We start from the raw sequence: 21,718 nt of genomic DNA on the forward strand, positions 1-21,718 counted from the left end.
TAGTCAGCCAGTTTTTTCTGAAATTCATAACACCTTCTAGAAATTGTATTCACCTGATCAAACCCAAAGGATATGGAAGTGGACACTCAACACTATGACGACATTATTATCGGCGGCGGCAAAGCGGGTAAAACACTAGCACCAGCGCTAGTTGCTGACGGACGTAAAACCGCTCTGGTTGAACGCAGCTTAAACATGATTGGTGGCGGGTGCATTAATATTGCCTGCATTCCTACTAAAACTATGGTGGCGAGTGCCAATGTCGCAAACACAGTGCGAAAAAGTGCCGCTTATGGGGTTAAAACCAATACACCTAGCGTTAATTTAGCAGAGGTGATCCAACGAAAACGATCGGTTGTGCAATCTGCGCGTGAAATGAACTTGCACAATTTAGAAACGGCTCTGGATAACAACTTGATCATTGGCGAAGCAAGGTTTGTTGCTCCCAAAACAATTGAAGTAACGACGACTGAGGGGAACAATCGCTTACTTACCGCCGAACGCTTATTTATTAATACAGGCACACGACCGTTAATTCCATCTGTACCCGGACTCACTGAAGTTGAGTTTTTAACAAGTGAGTCGATTATGGAGCTAGAATACTTGCCTGAACACTTGATCGTTCTCGGTAGTGGCTATATTGGTTTAGAGTTTGCCCAGATGTTTCGGCGCTTTGGCTGTGGCGTTACTGTCATTGGGCAAAATGAGCAAATCCTGTCACAGCAAGATCCAGATATAGCGATCGCAGTTCAAACATTACTGGAACAAGATGGTATTGAATTCTTGCTGAAGGCGAAGGTGTTGAGGGTTGATCGCACTGGTAATGAAACCATCCTGCAAATCCAAGTTGGCGATCGTGAAATTACCCTCCAGGGGTCGCATTTGCTTGTCGCCGTTGGTCGTGCGCCCAATACCGATAGCTTAAATTTAGCTGCTGCTGGTGTGGCAACCGATACACGCGGATTTATTCAAGTCAGCGATTACTTAGAGACGAACATTCCGGGGATTTGGGCGTTAGGCGACATCAACGGCGGCCCACAATACACTCATATATCGGTCGATGATTATCGCATTATCAAAGCTAATTTAATTGATGGGGGCAACCGGAGTACAGGTGATCGCTTAGTGCCATCCTGTCTGTTCATCGATCCAGAACTGGCTCATGTAGGTTTGACTGAAACTGAAGCACAGCAACAAGGATATACAATCCGCGTAGCGAAGGTAGATGCGTCAGCCGTTCCTAGAGCAAGAACGCTCGGTCAAACCGATGGACTTTTGAAGGCGATCGTAGATACAGATACAGGTCGTATTCTAGGGTGTTTCCTGTTGTGTCATGAAGCAGGTGAAGTGATTTCAACAGTGCAGATGGTGATGCAAGCTCAGATGCCCTACACCGTTCTGCGCGATGGTATTTTGACTCATCCCACGATGACCGAAGGGTTAAATATAGGACTCATATTTGATTTCTGAAAAAACTCAGTACACCTCTAACTCCCTTCTTTTCTGTTCCCTATTCCCTATTCCCTATTCCCTCCCTACACAAGTATGTTCATTAATCAAATCGGATTCCTATATATTGTTTTCCAAGTTGTAAGCATACAGCAATTGCAGACCCAAGGACTTACCAAACAAACGACATTTCACTCTTGAAAAAAGTAGATATAGCATGATGAGTAAAACATCTAAAGTCGGTATTATTGGTGCAGGTAATGTAGGTGCAGACGTTGCAAATGCTTTAATTTTACTCGGTAGATGTGTAAGGGTTGTGTGATTTGAAATAAAAAATGAGATTTTCACTCATGATATGCTTCAAAAATTAGTATCCAGTTTATAGTTCACTTTTAGTATTCGAGTTTTTTACTAATAATGATTATCGTGTAGGAGATAAAAAGACTGATAAGAGACACGTTTGTATCAATCTTTCAGCTTGATTATCATTATTATTCAGCTACGATTTGAGTAGGCGATCGCCTAACAACAGAGCGATCGCTTGGATAATGAAATATTTTATTTTTACTCAGATATCTACTAAAACAAAAATTTTGAACCATAGCATGGGCATTTGAACCATATTTTGAATTGAAAGTTTAAATTAGAGCAATTTTTTCTTGCGATCGCATTTCTACAGGAATATCAATTCGAGTTGAGTAAACGAACGATTTAGTGTCATTTTGCTTAGTTGTTGCAGCCATAAGTTCTACTCCCAATATGTTCTGGAAAAATGAATGATCGTTAGCTTAGTAATTTGCCCCGCAGCAAGAGCCGCACTGTCCCTAGAGCAATACTGCCGATCGCAATATTTGCGCCAATGAATAGCAGTAGTGCCAATTCTTGCATCACTCCAGTCATGCCGCGTTCAACAAGGTGCAAAGATGCTAGCGACAGGGCAGCAATGCCGAGGGTGAATGCCCAGTAGGAAGCTGTAAAGGGTTGTTGAAATAACCACGGTAGCAACCGCAGTAGAATCAGCGCTTGCAACAGTCCATAACCGAAGAGAAACTGGGCAAAGGCATCAGGCTGACCACTGGTGATACTCAAATAAGCAACACAGCCAACGACAGGGGGGGCAAGTTGAATGCCCAGCGTTGGACGTAGTGGTTTAGGCAACGCTTCTAACAAGTAGAGGCGCTGCATAATCATCGACTCCAGTGCTAGCCACGAAAACAGCCCTCCTCCAAAAAACAACGGGCCCCATTCTCGATAACCGAGGGTACTAGCAACGATCGTACTGACAAAACTACCCGCGACTGTAGAGAGGTAGAGAATGGGTGTAATTATTTCTGGCTTACGTCCTCCCATCCATAGCTGACCGGAACGATACACGCCAAAGCTTAACTGACCAATTGCACCGACAACAAATAATGTGATGGCGATCGCACGAGAGTAGGGTGCGATCGCTAGCGCCACAAACATCGTAGACACAGGCACTAACCCGATAAAGCAACACAAAACAGGATGCTCAAATTCAGCTAAGGCATCTGCTCTCGCCCACAGCCATTTACCCACATAAAGCAGCAACAACACGAGCCAGATTGCAATTGTCAGCAGCATAATTGCTTCGCCAATCCAAGTAGGCAAGTGCCAAAGTTTAGCAGCTACTCGCCAGCAACTACCTAATCCTGCCAAACCCAGAATCATGCCAAAAAAGGAAGCAGGAATGATGGCACGATAATCTTTCAATAAAGTAGGCTTTGGACGTGATTTTCTCATGATCTAGCTTTCCTGGCAGCAGTAGAGAGATGCAAGCGATGAAAAAAGTCAGGCATATTAGGGTGGGAAAGATTGCTTCAAGGTGAGGAGTCGGTTCGTAATAGAGACAACAAACCCAATTTTTAGGCTGTTTTGATCGATTTCGATTGCAAACTCATCAAAACAGTCTTGATAGACAAATTAGGTCAGTGCAGGAGTGCGAATGGTCTGAGACTGTTCACTGTAAATATCCATAATTGTGTTGAGCAATCGCAGTGCATCTGGCTTGGAACGCTGGAAAGAATTGCGTCCGATAATTGAACCAAATCCATGTCCGGCATGAATGGCACGAACTTCATTGAGGAAAGCATCATCACTGTCGATCGGCCCACCCGAAAAAATCACAATCCGCCGTCCGTTAAAAGCACATTGCACCACATGATGCACTCGTTCAGATAATGTTGCGATCGGAATTTGCTCTTGCTCATACACCTTGCGGGCTGCGTCCTGTTCGACGTGTTCGTTGGGCAGTTTCACTTTGATGATGTGAGCGCCCAATTGAGCCGCAATCTGAGCCGCATAGCCAATCACATCGATCGCTGTCTCACCCACTTTACTTAAACCCGATCCCCGCGCATAAGACCAAATCATCACGACCAATCCATGCCGCTTTGCTACCTCGGCACAGGCTCGAATCTGTTGATACATCTCAAACCGATGGGCTGAACCTGGATAGATAGTGAAACCGATCCCCACACATCCTAACCTCAGCGCATCCTCCACGCTGCCAGTGAGTGCTTGTGTTGGGTCTGACTCAGCTAGTAACACATCGTGATCATTGGCTTTCAGAATTAGGGGAATTTCACCTGCAAATTCTCGCGCTCCCGCTTCCAAAAATCCTAACGGTGCGGCATAGGCATTGCATCCTGCTGCGATCGCTAACTCAAAATGATAGCGAGGATCATAGGCTGGTGGATTGGGCGCAAAACTGCTAGCTGGCCCATGCTCAAAGCCTTGATCCACAGGCAGCATGACGACTTTGCCAGTTCCAGCTAGTTTGCCATGATTCAGCAACCGGGCTAAATTAGTCAGCGTTCCGGGATTGTCGCTGCCATACCAACTGAGAATTTCTTTTACTCGATGAGTCATTGTGTTTCTCCTAAAATTATCAAACAGAATTCAGGAGTCAGTAGTCAGAATTCAGCATGAATTCTGTACGAGTGGCGGATGAATAAACGGGTTTAAGACAAGAACACCAAATTCTCAATTTGGTGGTCTTCAATCAGTGGGAGTCTGAATCCCATTGATTGCATTCTGACTCCTGAATTCTGACTTCTGAATTCTTCAACTTTGCTTATTGTTCTACGTGTCCGCCAAACTGGAAACGCATCGCAGACAACAGCTTATCCGCAAAATCATTTTCGCCGCATGAGCTAAACCGTTGATACAGGGCTGCGCTGAGTACAGGGACAGGAGTACCTTCGTCAATGGCGGCTGCGATCGTCCAGCGTCCTTCGCCTGAATCAGACACGCGCCCCCCAAAGCCTGATAGGTCTGGTTGTTCCAGGAGGGCTATCGCAGTTAGATCCAATAGCCAGGAGGCAATTACACTGCCCCGTCGCCAAACTTCGGCAATATCAGGCAGATTCAAGTCATACTGATAGTGTTCAGGATTGCGGAGGGGGGTCGTTTCGGCATTAGCCACACGGTTCTGCTTACCCACATTGGCGTGATGCAAGATATTCAATCCTTCTGCGTAGGCTGCCATCAAGCCATATTCGATGCCATTATGCACCATCTTGACAAAATGCCCCGCCCCATTCGATCTGCAGTGCAGATAGCCTTCTTCAGCCGTACCACCCACCTTTTCCCGTCCAACAGTACGCGGAATATCACCCCGTCCGGGAGCTAATGATTTAAAAATGGGATCGAGATACTGAACCACCGTCTGAGATCCACCAATCATCATGCAATAACCACGCTCCAAACCCCACACTCCGCCACTGGTTCCCACATCTAGGTAGTGAATGCCCTTTTGCATCAGATCATTTGCCCGTAGAATATCGTCAATGTAGTAAGAGTTGCCACCATCAATTAACATGTCGCCGGAATCAAGTTTTACAGCCAGTTCCTTCACTATCTGCTCGGTTGGTTCTCCGGCTGGCACCATCAACCAAATCGCACGAGGTTTATCGAGTTTCTGGACAAAATCATCCAAGCTGTAAGTGCCGATCGCCCCTTCTGATGTAAGCAGTTTCACTTTGTCAGGTGTGCGATTGAACACCACACATTCATGGTTGTTTTGCAGCAGTCGCCGAACAATGTTCGCACCCATACGTCCCAGACCAATCACTCCCATCTGCATAATTTTTGTCCAATGTAATTCTCGTTTGCATAGAGTCGGTTCTGATTAGAGATAAGATTCTGGTTCATTAACAGAACAGCAATATTTCATCCCTCCTGCTCAAGTACATCACCTGTGCAAAAGGGAAGCGATGGGCTTAAGCCTCGCCAGAGGCGATCGCAACTCCGTTCGATGTATTGTTTTATCGATTTATTTCTCAAATGTATATAATTGTGAGTGACCCATTCTAGTTGGGGCTGAGATGACAAATCGACTCACCCCTTGCTCCCACTTTGCGGTTGCATCAACAGTGTAAGGACTAGCGGTGCCAAACTGGTTAAGGCTGCTGGGTGGAGGAGTGAAAACCAGATGAAACTTACTTCCGCGATGGGAACCGCTAATTTGAGCAAAGTTCTCACCATCAATAGACTTCAAACTTCCGTACAGTTTGCCGGCAGGATCAATAAATACGAGTATCTGCCCTTGAGAACCGATAGTACGGAAGGTTCCTGTCCAACTGCCCCGGTAGGGAAGTACATAGTCTTGAGAGGGATTTGCTTGAGCTTGGCTGACTATAAGCGCGAAGAGAGGCTGCGAGCGTAGCAGTCCAATTATGCCAGTCGTTAAAATTCCACCAATCAATCGTTTTGTTGTTCCTATCTTTATCAGTGGTTCTCTTTAAATAGATGATTGATCAACTATCAATCTGTCAGATTCCCCGTAAGGATATGGTTCTGAGGTGATGGTGAGAATCTCTTCAAAGTTTTCGCTTGGCGGCGGTGAGGGGGTTGTTCACTCTAATCCAGTGGCATACACAGCTGGATGAGCGATCACTCTCGTTGTTCAACCGAAGAGAGAGGCTATTTTGCGGTGGTTTCTGGCTTTATCTTGGGTCTGTGATAGCGATGGAAAGTTTCTTCCTTCAGCCATTCTGTGGTTGCCTTAAAGTCATGAAGCGGGGTGGGCAGCATTTCCAAATACGCTGCACTGCGAATTAGATCGCCAGGTTTGCCAGTGATCTGCACTTTGTCAAACAAGTTTGCTACCCCATTTCCTAAACCCAATTTCATTAGCGTACCCCGAGGACTCACATGGGCTGGGCTAGGGGATGCTCCTTTAGCAAGGGCAATCAAATTGTGGGCAATGCTCGCACCTTGCTGATATGCCACCTGGGCTAGAGCCGGTAAGGGTTGTGGCTGCACGTCCGCGCAATCGCCTGCGGCAAACACTTCTGGAAAATCCAGCAGTTGCAGAGTTGAGGTGACAAGCGGTAGCCCATGCTTATCTAGGTGATCTGCGGGAATTTGGGACTTGAGATTTTGGATCAGTGGGTTCACGGCAGTCCCGGCTGTCCAGATGGTGGTTTGAGTCAACAGCGTTTTTATCTCAGTGCTGTTGGCAGGTTGATACTCCAGGTGGTCTTGAGCAACCGCTTTCACCCCTACGCCTAATATCAACTCAACAGGTACTGTTCGAGTTCTGAAAGCATGAAGAGCCTCTTCCTGCAAACCCGTGTTGACATCGCCTGCGAGAATCGTCTTGCCATGATTGATTAAGACAATGCGAATCTGACGAATATCGCCGCCGAGTTGGGCGTACCAGTCGGATAACAAATCTGCCAGGGTTGCTGCCATTTCTACCCCTGTCGGGCCTGCCCCAACGACAGCAAACGTGAGGAGCGATCGCCGTTGTGTTTCGTCATCTGTTTGGCTAGCACGTTGCAAACATTCTCGTAACTGGCGTTCCAGAGCGATCGCATTCTCTTGTGTCCGAAATGCGAATGCGTTTTTTTGTGCGCCCTCTGTTCCTAAATAACCCTGAATACTGCCAACAGCTAAGACCAGATGACCATAGATATAATCTGAGCCAGAAGCTAACTTAAGACGTTTTTCTTGCAGGTTGATCGCTACTACTTTGTCCTGTACAAAGTTAATATCACTGCCTTGCAGCAACTCTTTATAAGTCGGACAAACGACATCTTCTGACAATTCACTTGTCAATAGTTCATACAACATTGGCTTGAAGACAAACCGTTCTTGTGGATCAATCAAAATGATCGACCGTAGGTCTTGCTGATGACGCAGATGCAACGCTGTAAAAAGACCTACGAAGCCTGCTCCGACAATCACTGTAGGGCGAGAAGAATTCATTTTAGTAAGTGGTGGATAAACAGCAGTAAGCAATCATGCACGAGTAGCATTGGAAGCAAAATGTACGCTAACGACTGATTTCTGTGATAAACATAAAGCTCTGGAACAATCAGAGTTTTAGAGATGGCATAATTAAGAGATTAGGTCAGAAATAAAATATGACATTACAAGGTGTGGCTGCTGTTAATTTAAACAACAACTTCTTGAGCAACTTTAGGATTTACCCTAGTTAGAATCTGTTGCGCTCGATCAATTTCCTCATCTGTGCCTGAGACAATTACCATGAACTTACCAGCTTTGATTTCTGTCTCGTACTTCAGGGCTTGCTCTTTGGGAATTCCCAATCCTACAAAGGCACCTACCAGCCCCCCTGCCACAGCAGCTCCTACACCCCCTACAACCATACCTTCGAGCCAACCTGCCAGCACTCCGGCAACGTGTCCAGCTACAATCACAGGGCCGACTCCTGGAATAAACAGCAAACCAACCCCTGTGAGAATGCCAAATAGTCCACCAAAAAAGCTGCCCCAATAACCTGCTTCTCCGGCTCTAGCTTTAGCCGTATCTTTCCAGGTGAGAAAGCCACGGATATGTTCAGTGGTTTGATAGTCTTTACCGATGATCGAAATCTTTTGCATATCGAAGCCCGCTTTTTGCAGTTCTAATACGGCGGTTTCTGCTTCAACATGGGATGGAAAAACTTTCACAGTTTCGTGTTTGTATAACATAGATTTGACTCCTTATGAGTGAGAATTAAACAGCATTATCTTTTAAGTGGACAAGACCTGATCGCACGCAGCGCTCGGATTGCTACCTGAGTGCGTTGGCGTAGCTTCTCGTAGAGAAGCCTTGTTTTCGGCATCGCTCGCACAGAATTTCTTCAAAATATTGCGAACATGGGTTTTAGCCGTACCTGTACTGATGTACAAATTTTGGGCAATTCCATCATTGCTGTATCGGTCAACAATCAGTTGCAATATCTCCAACTCTCGCTCAGTCAACGTTTCAATAGTAAGGATTTGGCTGTATTCCGGTTCTATGGCTCGAATTGCAATTGTTTCAGCATGGTTGCTGCCATCAGCTTTAACAGGATTTGCGTGTTGAAGCAATCTAGCGACCTCTTGGGCGACAGCAGTGAGTGCATGATTAATAGAAGAATTTCCAAAAAAGTTACTCTGAGTTGGAACTTTGGAATACTCAAAATCATCTCCAACTAGTAATGGCATACTTGTCATAAAATTATCCTCAACGGAATATTGATTGAGATTACTGACTCAATTCGTAGATGATCTAAGCTGTTTGAAATACTGAGAAATTATTCTGTTACCAGAAGACCATAAATAAGAATCAATAACACAATTGATCTGACGATGACGTAAAGCCGATCATGCTGTTGCCAAAACGCGAACATTGATGCGAGCAATGTACACTTTTTTAGATATATCAGACAGGAATTGGAAAATATCAGGTCACGGTCAAGGCTCACTGATACTGTATGTTCAGCATCAGCGTTGAGCATACAACCCTCTTCTTACTCTCTTTGTGTCAAGTAAGCTGAAGTATTGTAACTAAATTGCTCTTAATATTTGCCTGAATTAAATATATGCAATTAACTCTAACTTGTCGTCCACTCAAAGTTGAAACTTTTGTACAATACAATGATTGATGAATCAGTCCATATACAGCGCTTCCGGCTATTATGCAATACAGTTTTTTTCCTTGCCCTCTCCTATCAAAGCTTTCAGATTTGGGAATGTACCTCATAGCTGCCGTAAGTGCTGTATCAATGTAAGGTTAGCTCCAACTAAGGTTGGAATCTAAATTCATACTAAAGTTCAATACCTTAGCCAACTTACAAGGGTTCAATGCCTGTGGAAAGGGGATGGGTACGTCCGTGCGTACAGCACTTCCGACAGCTATAAAGTACATCCTCAAATCTGAAAGCTTTGATAAAAGCTAGTGTGGTAAAACTTACTAGAGAAGACGACTCTCTAAATTAGCCAAGTAACCCTTGGGGTCTCTACGAAATCGATATTGTTCAATTCTGGCTTTATGGTATTTTTTCAGTTGAGAGCGTAATTCGAGCCAAGTATGAATATCAACTTGTGCTAAATCAGATGCGGTAAAAGAATGAAGCTTAGTAGCAATTGCACAGGCCAGTTTGACAGAACCACGAATAACGAGAGATGAGGGGGCAACCTTACGACCTGTACAACGACGTTGATGATGACGTAGCATACCAAAAGCATGTTCTAAGTCATTATTAGTTCTGGGAAAATCTTCAATTTCATAACAATGAAAAAGTCCAGACCAGTAGTTATGAGTGGTTTTTATAAAGTTATCGATTGCGGTACTAAGTGTACCAGCCTTCTGCAATTGAGAGGACATTTCTGTTAATAGTTCCTGATAACTTTGTTTGACTCCAGCAGCATCAAGACCTATTTTATTATTGAGAATATTACTAGCTTTATCAACCCACTGATCTGCAACTATAACAGGTGAAAATAAAGATGCAGTCGCAGATAATCCCTTGGCTATCAGGTGTTTTAGGTTGACTAAAGGTGGTGGTAAAGCACTTTTTTTTCACAAAGAAAGTAACTCGTCATATCTGTCAATTAGGTGCGTGACTGTTCGTTGACTTATACATATACCCTTTAATTCAAGATGAGTGTGTATTTGGGGAACACTTCTATGTTCCTGGTAGCGCAATGCTCCTATATAAGCAATCACATCCAAACCAAATTCGTTTTGTGGTAGAGCTAAGGAACCTTCTTGCTCTGGTCGATATGCTTTTTTGTACCGCAGACATGACTGATTTTGACATCGACGAATTTTTAGCTGTAGTTCTACTACCCCGTTTAAAGTTCTTATATGTCGAGGATTATTGTATTCATTCCACATTGCTTGACCACACGAAGGGCATTTTTTTTGAACACAATCGAGTACTTCAAACGATGTTGCCTCTGGTTTTAAACTTTTTCTTGCCAAGTTTTTGCACCATTATTTCGCTACAAGGTCAAGATTACAGGATTTCCGCTCTTCTCTAGTAAGTTTTGCCACACTAGACTTTTCACAACTTTCAGTTTTACTTTACTGAAATGTTTTAAATTAATCAAATTGATTGAAATAATATATTTAATCGATGGGATTAATAGACTTGTCTGCCATTGATCTGAACCTTCTGGTCGCCTTTGAAGCTCTTTTTGAAGAAAGGAGTGTAACAGCAGCAGCAACACGATTGTATTTAGGCCAACCAGCGATGAGTGCGGCACTCGCAAGGTTACGCATACTATTCCAAGATGAATTATTTATCCGAATTGGCAGGCAAATGCAACCCACAGCAAAGGCTCTGGAAGTTGCTCAAGGTATAAGAGTTGCCCTGCAACAAATTCGGCAGACATTGGAAACGAGAGAAGCGGAGTCTAGAAGAATTAATTCAAAAGCGCAATTATCATCAAAAAAAGCTGAATTTGAAAAAGCTTTATCGGGATTAAAAAATAGTAAGTACGTTTTACTTAAAAATGAGTCAGACTTAAATGAAGAGCAAATAAATAAACTTTCTGAAGTCAAGAATGTATCTCCTGTCTTAAAAGAAATGCATGAATTAAAAGAAAAATTTAGAAAGATTTTTAATAAGACAGATAATTGGTATCCGGGAGTTTTTAAACTCGGTATGTGGTTATCGAAAGCTAAAAAATATTTTCCCAAGAGTAACAATACTATTATCCGTTGGTTTGATGAGATAATTGCTTACTTTGATAATGGGACAAATAGTGGTGCTGTGGAAGGTATTAATAACAAGATCAAGTTGATTAAACGTTCCGGTTATGGATTTAGAAACTTTGACAATTTCCGAGTTATATGCTTATTGAATTGGCATTTTAACTATTAGTTAAGCATACTATGTACTGAAGAACCATAATTACAAATCTTGAAACATTTGGCAAGAGATGCTCACCCAACAGTTGCGACCATAGATGAATATTCTGCAGAGTATCAAGACCTGTTTAAAGAAGTAATAAATTATGAGTGCTTCAAATATTTACATCTGGGAATAATGTCACAAATTAAAAGAAAATCATTGCCAGAGATAGCGAAAGTTGTAAGTATAAACTCCGCACAATCATTACGTCATTTTCTAGCCAATTCAGATTGGTCAGTAGATAAATTAAAACAACGAAGATTAAATAAACTCAAAAAAGCAATAGATGGAAATGCGATTACAGTAGTAATAGATGAAACAGGAGATAGAAAAAAAGGTAAAAAGACTGATTATGTAGCAAGACAATATCTAGGAAGTGTGGGGAAAGTGGATAATGGTAACGTTTGCAGTCAATGCCTATGGAGTTTACTCGAATATAACATTTCCTTTAACTGTAAAAGTATTCAAACCGAAAGGGACACTAAAAGCAGAGGAAAAATATAAAACTAAAATAGAGTTGGCATCAGAAATTATTACTGAATTAATTGAATCAGGCTTTAACATTAAATTAGTACTAGCAGATAGTTTATATGGTGAAAGTAGCCAATTTATTAGAAAACTAGCTGAATATAAATTAGATTATGTCGTAGCAATAAGAAGTAATCATGGAGTCTGGCTTCCATCAGGACAGAGCGTTAGGGCGAATAAGTGGTGTAAATTTAACAGAACATTTAGCAATGAAAAATCAGAAACTAGATACATTAGAGAAATAATTTATGGTAAAAAAAGAGCCATAACTTACTGGGAAATAACTACTGACCCAGAAACCATGCCAGAGAATTCTACTTCTTTTGTGATGACAAATCTTCAAGGTAATCTCAAGAAAACTTTAGGCAACTTATATGGATTAAGAAGCTGGGTCGAATATGGTTTCCAACAGTGTAAACAGGAACTAGGTTGGACAGATTATCGGTTCACAAATTTTCAACATATTGAGAGATGGTGGGAAATTATTTTTTGTGTTTACACAATGATTAGTTTAAATTCTCCAGCCTTATTAGGCTTAAAAAAATCTCATCAAATTGAAACTGAGGTACAAGAAAATAGTGATGTTGATTTTTCTAATCATCAACAATGGAACCATGAATGAGCATGGAAGAATACTTTAAATAATCTGCATCTCATTGCCCAACCACTCTTACTATTTTGGTTGATTTATCCCTGGATACATATTTTCCCAAATTCTAATTTATTGCTGGGATTCAATCAATTAATCTGTGAAATGAATCAATTTAAACCCTGTTATGCTTCTGGATAATTTCACTTAGTTACTACTTGCTAACGCCGGAGAGTGACAGAAAAAGGGTAAACCACAAGTGTTTCGGCTTTTCTTAGTGGCATTCCATCAACAACAAAGACTTTTGCATTAGCCAGAATTGATCGTGTTCCTGCACATAGACCACTAATTCATTTCAGTTTTTCACTGACTTTACCATCAAGAGGGTGGGCTGTTTCTCGCAATTCTCGTACTTCTCGTTGTAAAAAGAAGTTGAGGAAGGTACGGATTCCAGTAATCGCTGCAAGTTTTGCCACTGCATCCCATGAAGGGGAAATAGCTGTGCCGACGATATCGGCAGCTAATAGAAATTCCAGCGCTAAGGCTAACACTACTCCCAGTTCTAAACGGATCGTTTCTTGGAGAACCCGATCGCGTCTCCAGAGACGAAAGATTTTTTGGAGTGTGAGAATGAGTGCAATCGCAACTGTTAAAATTGCAATGCCTTCCAGAAAAACTTTCAAAAACGTTGCAAATTCTTGCAATAATCTTTCTGCCAAAAGCGTGAACTCAAAGGTGTGTTCTGCACTAGAGGCAGAGTCTAAAGCAATGGCTATCCAAACAGTATCAACTGACATATCCTCTAGGCTCATTTGTTCGAGTGAGAGTGATGCTGGAAATAAGGCAGTTTAACATTTTTGAAAACACTGGGGTAATCAAAAACGTGATATAGCTTTCCAGTCAGAACATCCCGTTCGCCTAGCGCGATCAGCCGAAATGCTCCCACTGCGATCGCGGCACCCATTGGCGGAGCAATCCAATAAATCCACTGATGATGCCAATTTCCACTCACCAGTGCAGGAGCGAAACTCCGTGCCGGATTGAGACTTGTTCCCGAAATTGGAGCTTCTTGCCACACCATCCCGGCAATTAAGAGCCAAACTACCAAAGGTGTCCAGCGCATCAGCCGATGATGACTGACAAAGATAAAAATCGTCAACACCAAGAGAAATGTAATCGTGACTTCTGATAAAAATACAATCCACAGCGGATAATTCAGCCCAGGTAGCGTCATGCCGTTATTAACGCTTCTGGCATAATCTCCCCACAGGGTCATGAGCAGTAACACAGCAGCGATCGCTCCAAGAAACTGTCCAATCACAAAGCCAACAAAATCTCGAAGGTGCATTTTGCCATGTATCCAAAATGCGAGTGAGACAGAAGGATTGATGTGAGAGCCACTCAGTTTCCCGATTGGAGAAATGGCTACAATCGATCCACTTCCAGCAAAAATTAGTCCCGTAATCAGCCGCCGAATGCTTGAATCAGGCACAAGCTGTTCTATTGGCAAACCGTGCCCAAAGTTAAAGACAATTGCACTCAAGCCAATGAAAATATTGAAAGCGGCTCCCAGAAATTCTGCAAAATATTCGCGCCAATGCCACTGATTCTGAACGCTTGATTGCATAGTTGATGAGTGTTGTCATGGGGCTTGCGTTACCGCCAAGCAATTAGCTGGAAGAGCAATTGGTAGAGTTCTAGATATTGCGAGATACTACTTCCGTCAAGAGTTGCTGGCGGAAGTAGTTAGTGATAAAGATTATTGAGGATCGTCCAAGATTGAACTGTAGGCTGGTTTCAAGCTCCATACACGCTGGACTAATGCTCGGTAGTCCCCATAAAGATAGGGCAGTGTATAAAGTAATCATCTTCTCAAACTTCTCCTTCGATCGGTAAAGCTTTTGCCACAATGACAACCGTGTGAGGGCTTTTGAAAGTTTGCCGCGCTTCTGGTTTTTGGAGTGCCTCCATTGTTTGCACATGTTCACATTCGTCATCGCGGATGTTTATAAACACGTCGTAGAGATTATCTACACTAGGACGGCGAAATTTACGATCTGATGTAAACTGAGTTTCTTCAAACATATAGAGATCGCCATCGCGGTAGTAGTTAATTGCGACTTGGGGCGCTTTTTGAGCTTTCAGTTCTGCTTCATGGGTTTTCAAGTAGTTGTCATAGGTATGGTAGGCATGATTTTCAATCAGTTCCATCAGGTAGTAAGCATACTTGGGAAGCAACATATAGAGTGGGACGACTACCCAGTAGTACGCCACTGCGATGTGTTGAGCGATGAAGCGATCGCTCCAGTGGCGATCGCCACCCAATGATTCCATAATTAACAGATGATGTAATTCGTTCCAGGTTTCGGCGAAATGAACCTTCAACAAGTCAGCTTTGCGCCAGTAACCCAGTGTCTCGTAAAGATGCAGCACCGAGAGATAGGAAAAATAAGGAACGCGAGCGATCGTTTCCAGCACATAAAACCGAGGGTAAGAACGATTTCCGTAGACGAAATCGACAATAAATACAAAAAAACTGACAATCGCTCGAATCAAAACTTTCATTGTGCATCCCTCCAAAATTAAAACGCATTACATGGGCTTCATGTCTTGGCTAGCAATTTGCACGAATCATTACAGCGCTTCCTGCTGTTATGAAGTACAGTTTCTCTCCTCCTTGCGATCGATCTCTTGTACCCTTTCAGGACTCAGAACGTACCTCACAATAGCGGGAACTGCTGTAAGCCTCGGAGCGAGTGTTTCCTTGACTCCTATCTTTGAGATAGCTCATAAATTTTAGACAGAAACAAAGTTAGATGCGATCGCCTCATTCAGTAGATGTATAGCTTCCTCGTGGAGTGTTTTTGTTTGGGATTGCAGCATCACCCGTTCTGAACACACAAGCGTGAAGAATAGCCGATCTCCCGAAGTTGTCACGCCAACTAAGCGATCGTTTTTGACACCTGTTGTCACAACAGGCCCATATACTGCCTGAAGTTTTAGCTCTCCAAACTGTTGCGCGATCGTCAACCGCGTGAGATTGCTAACGGCTATATCGTAGTCCAACTGGTCTTTAAAGGCTTGTAAAGCATCATCAGGACTGGGATCAGTAGACAGCCATTCTTGAAGTTGGAAAATCTTCTCAAACAGTTTGTTAGAGGTCATACTTTGCTTGAGCTGGTGTTTAACAGAACGGGCAACTTCCCAGAAATTGGCATCAGAGCTTAACAAGTGCAATGTCCGTTCAGCAGTAATACAAAAACTCACATCTTCCTGGTTTGCAGATGTCAAGTAGGATCTGAGATTAATTGGTGATGAACAATTGATGTTCTGCGGCTGTTCTGAATGATTTTGCTGGCGGACTGCTAAGAGAAAAGCCGCACAAATCGCACCATGAACACTCGTCTGCTCTTGCCGACAGCGAGCTATGAGTAACCACGTTGTTTCAGATGAGAGCGAACCAGAACTGACAAATGAACGGTTGTTTTGCTCTGCACGTTGCTCAAGCAAGAAGGAATCGCTCATGAACTTAGGGAGCGGCTTTAACAAAGAAACTTTTTCGGGAGTTCGATCGACAATCAAATCCTCTAGTGACGGAGGCACAGATAAAGAATGTCCGAATGTAGTGGGTGTAGCGTACACCAAAGGGGTTGCCGTAGGCATCGCCTGCAAAATATCCCGAATTAAGTAAGTTACAGAAATACCATCAGCGATCGAGTGATGACATATCACAATCAATTCTGATAATTCTGCACCATTGCTGGAGTGAACCAAGACAACCCGTACTAACGGAGCTTGCGACCAAATAAAGGGCATTGCGATTTCTTGCTCAACTTCTAGCTGCCATTGTTGTTCGGATAGCCTCTGCACAACCCGCAGTGGAATATCAGCATGGTGTTCGACAAACCAAGGGTGCTTTGCTTCATCCAAAGCAATCCGAACTCGGAGGAATGGATGCCTTTGCTGTACAAAGTGAAGTGCTTGTTGAAGTTGAGTAACTGTGAATTTTCCTTGAATTTGGGCCGTGAGAGCGAAATGTAAGGAATGAGCTTGATCGTGGAGCCAGAAGATTTGCTCTCCCGCTCCCAAAGGGCGATAGACCTCGAAAGATTGCATATTTTTAATTAATCTCCAATACTGTTCTCAATCTTGAGTAAACGAACAATTTAGTGTGATTTTGCTTAGTCGTTGTTGCAGCCATCAGTTCTACTCCCAAGATATTGTTTTGTAATCAGTAAATATTTAGGGAAACACAAGTTTCGATTCAGGTGAATGACCTAAGTAAATGTAAGCAGACGATTTCAGTACAATTTCGGAGTAGAGAATTTTTTGAATCTGTAAACTGGGGACTCGATTTGCCAGTGTGCGATAAGCAGTGATTTCTCCTTCAAGACTAAAGTCAGCATTCGCCACACAGTGGTAATAATCGTGAATTGCCAGGAATGCAAAACCATAAAACGGATTCGGATAAATCTCGCTATCGTAACTCTCAGCCGACACCCAAAGCTGCTGTTGGGCAATATCCTCACACATTTGGGCCGCCGTGGGATAGCGCATGTAATCAGAGAACATGGGATTAATCGGAAGTTGTTGGAACTCGCTCATCAGCCAGTCACAGAGTTCTATTTGAGCTATATCGGAGATTTCGACAGATTCTCCTTCTAGGTAGAGTTTGGCAAGGGTTTCTACTTTGGGTGTCATTGAAATCACCTCTCTTGCAAATTACTGATTTCACGCTTTCGAGATATTACTTCCGCCAGTAGTTATTAGCTGCGGCGATCGTGGCAAACTCTGTTGCTACTGCCTGTCCAACTGCAATCAACATCATGGCATCATTACCATATACGTCTCGCAATTGTTTGCGTTTTTCTTCATCTGGCTGAGTCAATTTAATAATTAGTCGTGCCATTTTGACTGCCAATTGTCTTCCTTCTTCTGGTGTTTCAGTCAATAATGAGTTATTAGGAACCAATGTAACTTCGTGTGATGTTACAACAGGTGAGTTGGTTGGAGCAATTACATGATCCATGTCAAAATATCCTAAATTAGTGTTTTTTTGAGGACAGCTTCAATTCCACCGCAGCTACTAATTCTGTGACAGTACCCAACATTTGGTAGGCGATCAAGAACAGCAGAGGACGATGGTGATTAAAATCATCGAGAGAACTCATATAACCTTCTCTAGTTGCTGGACAGCCTTTTTCAATCGCCCTGAAACGAGACATTTTTCTCAACAACCTCACGGCTTATATGCAGATGATTAGCGGGAAAGTCAGGATCGGAATAGCTAACGGCTAAACCACAAATGATCAATAATTCCAGTGGGATGTTCAACTCGCTGCGGATGATTAGGGCGGCTGCTACTTGGCTTGGTTTAGCAAAGCCTCTTGCAGACGATCGCGGCGATCGCCTTGGGCAAACACTAACCGCCACGGCTGGATGAAAGAAACTGCTCTAAATTGGCAGCAAGCAGGTGAACAATTTATATAACCTTTTCTGGTTCCTGAATCGTTTTCAATGCCGAGATACCAATCCAACAGCCAAATGCATCCACAATTAATATCAGGATGGCGGTGATTTGGAATAGCATTCCCCAACCTGCAAAGGCAATTTGAGACACATGATCGGAACTAATCACGATGAAATGATTGTAGATTCCAAAAAGGAGCGATCCTGCTATTGAACTCACCAATAACCAGCTACCGATGCGGTAAAACTGCGTCCAAAGTAAAACGGCGGCAATGATGGGAGTTAGAAAAATCACAATCCCCACAAATGAACTCTGAAGCAAAGATAGGGCAACTGGGATTTCTATATGTGCTAAACCATGCAGTCCGTTGGCGATCGCATGAAGAACCGCGATCGCTGTTCCATATTGAGCAATCTTCATTTTTCTACCTTGGGGTAAAATCCCCATTACAAAAAGTAATTGCGTTAGCGTCGCCAAGCCCATTGCGAATTGGTATAAGTCACTTGGCAATTGCTTTCTGTGCTGGCTTAGAAACGCTACCTGCTGCTTTAATTAAATCGGCTGCTTTTTCGCCGATCATAATTGTGGGCGCGTTTGTATGCCCTGTATTTAGAGTTGGCATAATGGAGGCATCGACGACCCGTAACCCTTCAACTCCATAGACCCGCAGTTGGGAGTCTACAACTGCCATTGAATCCGTGCCCATTTTACAGGTGCCGATTGGATGAAACACCGTACCGCAGGTTTCCCGGATGTATGCAACGAGTGCTACATCGTCAGTTACATCAGCGCCCGGAGCAACTTCCCGACCGCGAAATTCATCAAAAGCACTGGTCTGGAACAATTGGCGCATTAATTTAACTCCGGCAACGAGCTTTTGCACATCGGATTGACTTTGCAGATAGTTTAGCCGAATCACTGGTGTGTCTTTGGGATCGGTAGAGCGCAAACTGACACTACCAATGTTTTCAGGATGAACTAAAGCAATTAGACCCGTAAAGCCCAAACCAGAGTTAGGATAGCCAGGAGGTGCCCACATCAGCGAGCCAAAAACTAATTCTAAATCTGGCGCAGCCTCCTGATTGTTCTCGCTATGCACAAACAATCCAACTTCAGCACAGCCATTGCTAGTCGTTGCCGTATGTAAATCTTGAGTTGCTTCGTAGGGCACAGGAACGAGAATGTGGTCTTGCAGATTTTGACCCACACCGGGTAAATGAGCCACCACAGGAATTCCCATTGCTTGTAATTTTGCTGTATCTCCAACGCCAGAAAGCATTAGCAGCTTGGGCGAGTCAAACGAACCCGCACTGACAATCACTTCCTGATTAACTCTGACCTGATGCAGTATTCCCTCACGCAAATATTCCACCCCAACGGCGCGAGTACCTTCAAACAATAATCGAGTCACTAACGCACCTGTTTGCACCGTTAAGTTCGGACGAGCCAAAATCGGTACAAGAAATGCCGCAGCAGTACTGTGCCGTTTCCCCTCTTTGACCGTCAACTGAATCGGCCCCACTCCTTCCTGCTTTATACCATTGAAATCAGGGTTGTAATCGTATCCCAATGCCACGGCTGCATCAACAAATCGTTGGGAGATGGGAGCAGGGGACATAACATCAGTGACGCTCAATTCCCCATCTACGCCATGATATGCGTCAGATCCGCGTTGCTGGTGTTCAGATTTCTTGAAGTAGGGCAGGACATCTTGGTAACTCCAACCAGGGTTCCCTAGTGACTCCCAGCGATCGTAATCGTGAGCATTGCCCCGGATATATACCAGGAAATTAATCGAACTGCTGCCCCCCAAAACTTTGCCACGAGGACAAAAGATTTGGCGATTGTTGAGATACGGCTCTGGTTCAGAGAAGTATCCCCAGTCCACCTCGGTGCCAAGTAGAGTTGTACAGTCCAACGGAATGTGAATCTCTGGTTTTGTATCTGGATTGCCTGCTTCGAGCAATAACACAGTCGTGTCAGGGTCTTCGGTCAGACGGTTAGCAACCACGCACCCTGCTGACCCAGCACCAATCACAATATAGTCATAGTAAGTCATGATGATTTCTCCTCCTTGATTGTCTGTTGTAGTTTGCTGATTGCTAAAATTGCTAACTGGCATGAGCTACAGCATTTCCCACCAGCCATTCTAAAGGTCGCGGCTGAAAATTCAGTTCGCGTTTTGCCTTAGCATTCGATGCGCCGCGCATTTGAGTACCGTAGTAAACAGCATCTGCACCACCGATTTCTAGAGCCTCTTGAACTGATATCTGGGGAGGTGGTGGCGCATTCAAGCAACGAGCAAAAGCCGGGAGCCACTCCCGCACTTCTAAGGGGCGATCGCCTGTAATCAGATAAATGCCAGGATTGCCTTGCTCAACTGCCGCAACTGTAGCGATCGCCACATCCTCAATGTGAACCCACGACCACACACCTTCGCCATTGCCAACGATGGGAAATTGTCCCTGTCGCACCTGTTGAGCAACGTCGCCATCAGGAGCAAACCAAGTGCCAGGCCCGTAAAAGAAGCCATAGCGCAAGATAATCCCTTCTAGATTGGGCGTTTCCAAGAGGCGATGCTCTATTTCATTCACCGTATGAGCATCGGACGCAGTTACCGCCGATGCATATATAGATAGCGGTGTTTCTTCATCTGCCAATCCCGTACCGGGAACTGCCCAAAATGCGATCGACTGTCTCAGGTAACGGCGCACGCCTGCTGCTTGCGCTGCTGCTAGCACATTAGCACCACCTTCTAGACGAATACGCTGGTTTAATGGTGCTGCCGTACTCATCGATTCACCAGTGTAGGTCTTGGGTAGAGCGGTGAGTTGTTCGATTACTACTTCTGGTTGAGCGCGGATGACAGCGGCTTTGACAGCATCAGCATCGAATACATCTGCGATCGCAAAGCGTAGGCTCTGCCTAATCGCAGATTCTACACCTTGTTTGGCTAAAGTTTTGGCTCTGTCTGGAAAACGGGTCAGAGCAACTACATCGTGTCCTTTTGCTAGCAATTGCGCGATTAGCGGACGACCAATTGCTCCCGTTGCTCCTGCAACAAAAATTCTCATCTTTGAACCTCCTGTTAAATTCTTAACCGCGTTTAACTGTTGGTTAAAACTGATTAGACTTATATCAGTGCAGCTTTTAGCACATCAGTGTCAATGTAAACCTCTAATCTCACAATTTTTTCCTCCTTGACTGTCCAGATGTGAGCCAAATTACAACTAAACTTTTTTCCAGTTTGCTTGGCAATACCATTCGTTTTACCGATAGCAACGATTTGATTACCTGATGAAATGTAATAAGAGACATCGACTTCTGAATCAATCAATTGAGAAAACTTAGAGAAAAAAACCTTGCTCTCATCAAAGCCACGATAGCGACCACCCCAAGGAACTTCTTGCGTTTGATAAAACTCAACATCAGGGGACATGAGTGCGAAATAATTTGGAATGTCTTTCTCGTTGAGATAAACGTAAGCCTGCTTGACAATTTCTAAAGCTTTCATTTACACACTTTC

General features: G+C 43.7%; 21 protein-coding genes and 3 pseudogenes. 4 read left to right on the forward strand and 20 right to left on the reverse strand.

Going from position 1 to position 21,718, the window contains the following annotated elements; translation table 11 throughout:
• Positions 1 to 72 precede the first annotated feature (72 nt).
• Complete coding sequence (locus HWQ36_RS02515) at positions 73 to 1,470, forward strand: mercuric reductase (RefSeq protein ID WP_292697765.1); 1,398 nt, start codon at positions 73 to 75, stop codon at positions 1,468 to 1,470.
• Between the two features lie 762 nt (positions 1,471 to 2,232).
• Here the strand turns inward: HWQ36_RS02515 and tehA are convergent.
• The 9 genes and pseudogenes from tehA to HWQ36_RS02555 all read right to left on the reverse strand — a co-directional run bounded on the left by tehA (position 2,233) and on the right by HWQ36_RS02555 (position 10,584).
• A complete protein-coding gene (gene tehA / locus HWQ36_RS02520; protein ID WP_292697767.1) occupies positions 2,233 to 3,210 on the reverse strand; it encodes a dicarboxylate transporter/tellurite-resistance protein TehA in 978 nt (325 codons plus the stop codon).
• A 180-nt stretch (positions 3,211 to 3,390) separates the two neighbouring features.
• Positions 3,391 to 4,338: a class I fructose-bisphosphate aldolase gene (locus HWQ36_RS02525; protein WP_292697769.1), complete on the reverse strand. Its 948-nt coding sequence runs from the start codon at positions 4,336 to 4,338 to the stop codon at positions 3,391 to 3,393.
• 205 nt (positions 4,339 to 4,543) lie between these two features.
• Positions 4,544 to 5,569: pseudogene (gene gnd, locus HWQ36_RS02530) on the reverse strand (phosphogluconate dehydrogenase (NAD(+)-dependent, decarboxylating)); the annotation flags it as partial.
• Positions 5,570 to 5,743: 174 nt separating this feature from the next.
• Entirely contained in the window at positions 5,744 to 6,175 is a 432-nt protein-coding gene (locus tag HWQ36_RS02535; RefSeq protein WP_292697771.1) for a hypothetical protein, read from the reverse strand.
• Positions 6,176 to 6,393: 218 nt separating this feature from the next.
• Entirely contained in the window at positions 6,394 to 7,683 is a 1,290-nt protein-coding gene (locus HWQ36_RS02540; protein WP_292697773.1) for an NAD(P)/FAD-dependent oxidoreductase, read from the reverse strand.
• Between the two features lie 188 nt (positions 7,684 to 7,871).
• Entirely contained in the window at positions 7,872 to 8,411 is a 540-nt protein-coding gene (locus HWQ36_RS02545) for a general stress protein (RefSeq protein ID WP_292697775.1), read from the reverse strand.
• Between the two features lie 42 nt (positions 8,412 to 8,453).
• Positions 8,454 to 8,918: a LuxR C-terminal-related transcriptional regulator gene (locus HWQ36_RS02550; RefSeq protein WP_292697777.1), complete on the reverse strand. Its 465-nt coding sequence runs from the start codon at positions 8,916 to 8,918 to the stop codon at positions 8,454 to 8,456.
• An 80-nt stretch (positions 8,919 to 8,998) separates the two neighbouring features.
• Positions 8,999 to 9,202: a DUF1634 domain-containing protein gene (locus HWQ36_RS34315; RefSeq protein ID WP_366828260.1), complete on the reverse strand. Its 204-nt coding sequence runs from the start codon at positions 9,200 to 9,202 to the stop codon at positions 8,999 to 9,001.
• Between the two features lie 455 nt (positions 9,203 to 9,657).
• A pseudogene (locus tag HWQ36_RS02555) lies at positions 9,658 to 10,584 on the reverse strand (hypothetical protein).
• Between the two features lie 241 nt (positions 10,585 to 10,825).
• Here HWQ36_RS02555 and HWQ36_RS02560 point away from each other — a divergent pair.
• Positions 10,826 to 11,575 (forward strand): transposase, encoded by a 750-nt coding sequence (locus HWQ36_RS02560; RefSeq protein WP_292697779.1) that lies wholly within the window; start codon positions 10,826 to 10,828, stop codon positions 11,573 to 11,575.
• A gap of 36 nt (positions 11,576 to 11,611) precedes the next feature.
• Positions 11,612 to 12,923 (forward strand): annotated as a pseudogene (locus tag HWQ36_RS02565) (IS701 family transposase).
• A 149-nt stretch (positions 12,924 to 13,072) separates the two neighbouring features.
• Here the strand turns inward: HWQ36_RS02565 and HWQ36_RS02570 are convergent.
• The 7 genes from HWQ36_RS02570 to HWQ36_RS02600 form a co-directional block, all read right to left on the reverse strand.
• Positions 13,073 to 13,534 (reverse strand): DUF1622 domain-containing protein, encoded by a 462-nt coding sequence (locus HWQ36_RS02570; protein WP_292697781.1) that lies wholly within the window; start codon positions 13,532 to 13,534, stop codon positions 13,073 to 13,075.
• Positions 13,531 to 14,349 carry an aquaporin gene (locus HWQ36_RS02575; RefSeq protein ID WP_292697782.1) on the reverse strand — a complete coding sequence of 273 codons (819 nt, stop codon included), beginning with the start codon at positions 14,347 to 14,349 and terminating at the stop codon, positions 13,531 to 13,533. The genes HWQ36_RS02570 and HWQ36_RS02575 overlap by 4 nt, the downstream gene beginning before the upstream one ends.
• A gap of 245 nt (positions 14,350 to 14,594) precedes the next feature.
• Positions 14,595 to 15,287 carry an alternative oxidase gene (locus HWQ36_RS02580; protein WP_292697784.1) on the reverse strand — a complete coding sequence of 231 codons (693 nt, stop codon included), beginning with the start codon at positions 15,285 to 15,287 and terminating at the stop codon, positions 14,595 to 14,597.
• Positions 15,288 to 15,518: 231 nt separating this feature from the next.
• The gene (locus HWQ36_RS02585; RefSeq protein ID WP_292697786.1) at positions 15,519 to 16,838 is read right to left on the reverse strand and encodes a condensation domain-containing protein; all 1,320 of its coding nucleotides are present in this window, start codon (positions 16,836 to 16,838) and stop codon (positions 15,519 to 15,521) included.
• Positions 16,839 to 16,964: 126 nt separating this feature from the next.
• Complete coding sequence (locus HWQ36_RS02590) at positions 16,965 to 17,423, reverse strand: hypothetical protein (protein WP_292697788.1); 459 nt, start codon at positions 17,421 to 17,423, stop codon at positions 16,965 to 16,967.
• Between the two features lie 46 nt (positions 17,424 to 17,469).
• A complete protein-coding gene (locus tag HWQ36_RS02595) occupies positions 17,470 to 17,751 on the reverse strand; it encodes a hexameric tyrosine-coordinated heme protein (RefSeq protein ID WP_292697790.1) in 282 nt (93 codons plus the stop codon).
• Between the two features lie 16 nt (positions 17,752 to 17,767).
• Entirely contained in the window at positions 17,768 to 17,947 is a 180-nt protein-coding gene (locus tag HWQ36_RS02600) for a hypothetical protein (protein WP_292697792.1), read from the reverse strand.
• Positions 17,948 to 18,027: 80 nt separating this feature from the next.
• Here HWQ36_RS02600 and HWQ36_RS02605 point away from each other — a divergent pair, with 80 nt between their 5' ends.
• Positions 18,028 to 18,165: a hypothetical protein gene (locus HWQ36_RS02605; protein WP_292697794.1), complete on the forward strand. Its 138-nt coding sequence runs from the start codon at positions 18,028 to 18,030 to the stop codon at positions 18,163 to 18,165.
• Positions 18,166 to 18,204: 39 nt separating this feature from the next.
• On the opposite strand, the gene HWQ36_RS02610 is transcribed toward HWQ36_RS02605, so the two are convergent.
• The 4 genes from HWQ36_RS02610 to HWQ36_RS02625 all read right to left on the reverse strand — a co-directional run bounded on the left by HWQ36_RS02610 (position 18,205) and on the right by HWQ36_RS02625 (position 21,706).
• Positions 18,205 to 18,612: a hypothetical protein gene (locus HWQ36_RS02610; protein WP_292697796.1), complete on the reverse strand. Its 408-nt coding sequence runs from the start codon at positions 18,610 to 18,612 to the stop codon at positions 18,205 to 18,207.
• A gap of 79 nt (positions 18,613 to 18,691) precedes the next feature.
• Positions 18,692 to 20,251: a GMC family oxidoreductase N-terminal domain-containing protein gene (locus HWQ36_RS02615; RefSeq protein ID WP_292697832.1), complete on the reverse strand. Its 1,560-nt coding sequence runs from the start codon at positions 20,249 to 20,251 to the stop codon at positions 18,692 to 18,694.
• A gap of 52 nt (positions 20,252 to 20,303) precedes the next feature.
• Positions 20,304 to 21,266 carry an NAD(P)-dependent oxidoreductase gene (locus HWQ36_RS02620; protein WP_292697798.1) on the reverse strand — a complete coding sequence of 321 codons (963 nt, stop codon included), beginning with the start codon at positions 21,264 to 21,266 and terminating at the stop codon, positions 20,304 to 20,306.
• A gap of 59 nt (positions 21,267 to 21,325) precedes the next feature.
• Complete coding sequence (locus HWQ36_RS02625; RefSeq protein ID WP_292697800.1) at positions 21,326 to 21,706, reverse strand: nuclear transport factor 2 family protein; 381 nt, start codon at positions 21,704 to 21,706, stop codon at positions 21,326 to 21,328.
• Positions 21,707 to 21,718: the final 12 nt, after the last annotated feature.

It is taken from the genome of Nostoc sp. NMS2, assembly GCF_017115105.1.
GTDB lineage: Bacteria > Cyanobacteriota > Cyanobacteriia > Cyanobacteriales > Nostocaceae > Nostoc.